Here is a 1,070-nt window from a genome sequence, read left to right on the forward strand (position 1 = left end):
CGTTTGTAGTTCATGTCACCGAAGGTGCATTTCCCGTCTCGGAATGTCTGCTCATAAGCGGCTTCCTGTTTCTTGTATTCAGCCATCCGGCTTTTTCGGACAGATCCGGTAAAAGGTATCATGCCCGTTTCCCATTTTGTGGAATCACACCAGTCATTGGTCATGCCGCAGACTTCATTGGCATAGGAATAGTGTACCTGTGAATCGACAAACAGGTTCTCCCTTCGGAAAGGGAAAGTGATATCCAGCGGAATCCGTACATGATGTCCGGAACCGTTCCGGCTGTCGGCAATGGCCACCATTACATTCCCGTGGAAACGGATGCTTTTGAAATCGTTCTCAGGGTCTTTGCTGATGAGCCTGTCAAACATGGCGTTGAAGTAGATGCGCAGTTCTCCGCCGTATGTGGCATTCTCTACCAGTTCTTCAATCTTCTCGTCAAACTGCCCCTTTTTCAGATGCAGTGCGCGGCGTACCTTATGACAGGCCATGGCGACTGATTCTCCCCGCAGTGAACAACCGGTCAGATATCCGTTGATTTCCACTCCAAGCGAATAGAAGAAATTAGTGGCGGATGAGTTGCGTATCAGGTCCTTTACTGGGTCGGAATCGTTCCGGTCGTAGATAAGTTCCCTGATTTCATCTTCATGCTCTTCAAACTCTCCGGCTAAATTGTCCGTTTCCATATTCTTTCTTGTCTCCTCCAGATAGTCGTGCATGTTTGAGCTTTCCTGTTCCTCATACCATTCGTATGCCTTTTCATAGAGTTTTTCCATATTGTTGGAACGGATACATTCCTCCTGGATGTCTTCATGCTCATCAAGATCATCCCGGTAGTCCACGTAGTAGAGGCTTACATACTGTGGAATATAGTCTGTAAGTTGTAATGTCTGGTTCATGATTCCTGATTTTAAGAGTTATACAAACGAAAAAGCCCTGCTTGTCGTGCAGGGCCTGATTCTTGTGGAACTGAAACCTTTGGAATGTCTGTTTGTATGGTATCTCCATGTCTCAAGCAGATAATCCTTGGTTCCCTTGATACTTCCGTGTACCATACATCCTTTTTCATC

At 46.3% G+C, this 1,070-nt stretch carries 1 protein-coding gene; it reads right to left on the reverse strand.

Features of this window, described 5'->3' with window-relative positions:
- On the reverse strand, positions 1 to 899 hold an 899-nt coding region (locus I6E11_RS14610), incomplete at its 3' end, for a hypothetical protein (protein WP_235338831.1).
- Positions 900 to 1,070: the final 171 nt, after the last annotated feature.

Origin of the sequence: Bacteroides caecigallinarum, assembly GCF_021531075.1 — a bacterium.
Classification (GTDB): domain Bacteria; phylum Bacteroidota; class Bacteroidia; order Bacteroidales; family Bacteroidaceae; genus Phocaeicola; species Phocaeicola caecigallinarum_B.